The organism is Cryobacterium sp. TMT1-2-2 (assembly GCF_004403505.1).
Classification (GTDB): domain Bacteria; phylum Actinomycetota; class Actinomycetes; order Actinomycetales; family Microbacteriaceae; genus Cryobacterium; species Cryobacterium flavum.
This window is the reverse complement of record NZ_SOGS01000021.1, coordinates 1-1,147: the sequence shown is the minus strand read 5'-3', so window position 1 is coordinate 1,147 and position 1,147 is coordinate 1. Positions and strand designations below refer to the sequence as shown.

Sequence of the window (1,147 nt, the reverse complement as noted above, 5' to 3'; positions counted from 1 at the left end):
GTGTTGATCACGAGCTTTACGGCCTCGTCTTTGTACTCAGGAGTGAACTCCCTGCGTGTCTTTCCCATGTGAACATTCTCTCTTGTGAGGTGTCCACGCAACGGGGGCAAGGCCAGGGCGGAGTTACCGCGAGGTCGTGGAGATCGTGGGGTGCTCCCATCGCGACGTGGCCCGGGTCCGGCAGGAGGTCCAGCAGCGGGGTCTGACCTCGACCGTCGCGGTCAGCGACGTCGAGCTGGCCGAGTGGTTCCCCGACGGGCGCCGGAACGTGTCGGACGAGTATGACCAGCCCGACTTGTCGCGGGTGCTGGCGTCGATGAAAGCGAACCGGCACTTCACGTTGCTGCTGGCCTGGCGTCGTTACGTCGACACCAAGGACGCGGGGAAGAAGTATGGGTATTCGCAGTTCTGCGCCCTGTTCACCGACTACCTCCGCACCCATGACCTGGTTGCGGTGCTGCGCCATGAGCCAGGTCGAGCGATGCTGGTCGACTGGGCCGGCGACACCATGGACGTCGTCGACACCATCACCANGCGCACGTTCAGGCGTTCGCGTTCTTCGGCGGCGTGACGCAGATCGTCGTGCCCGACAACCCGACGACATCCACCCACCAAACCCATAAGGGTGATGCGGAGCGGATCGTCAACGCCAGATATCAGCAGCTCGCTGATCACTACCAGACTGCGATTGTCCCGGCCAGAGTGAAAAAACCGCGTGACAAGGCTGCAGCCGAGAATGCGGTGAACGTGGTCAACAAGCGCGTCATCGGCTATCTCGAGGACGACGTCTTCACGACGCTGGGCGAGTTGAATGCTGCGATCGAGGAACGGGTGCGGGAGATCAACCATGACATCCGCCGCGCCGACGACACCACGCGGTGGGAGCGGTTCGACAGCGAGGAGCGGGAGCTGCTGACCCCTCTGCCTGATGCGGGGTTCGAGGACGTCGAGCGGAAGGAGCTGAAGGCGGCCCGGAACTACCACGTCACCGCGGACACCCAACGGTATTCGGTGCCGTTCGCTCTGGTGGGCAAGCTGCTGCGGGTTCGGCTGACGTCGTCACGGGTGACGGTCTTCGACGGGCACGAGAGCATCTGCGAACACCCGCGGCTGACGGGACGCAAGGGCCAGTACTCGACCCTGCCGG

General features: G+C 63.8%; 1 pseudogene. It reads left to right on the top strand.

Annotated elements, in window-relative coordinates:
* Positions 1 to 567: 567 nt before the first annotated feature.
* A pseudogene (locus E3T35_RS12890) lies at positions 568 to 1,147 on the top strand (IS21 family transposase); the annotation flags it as partial.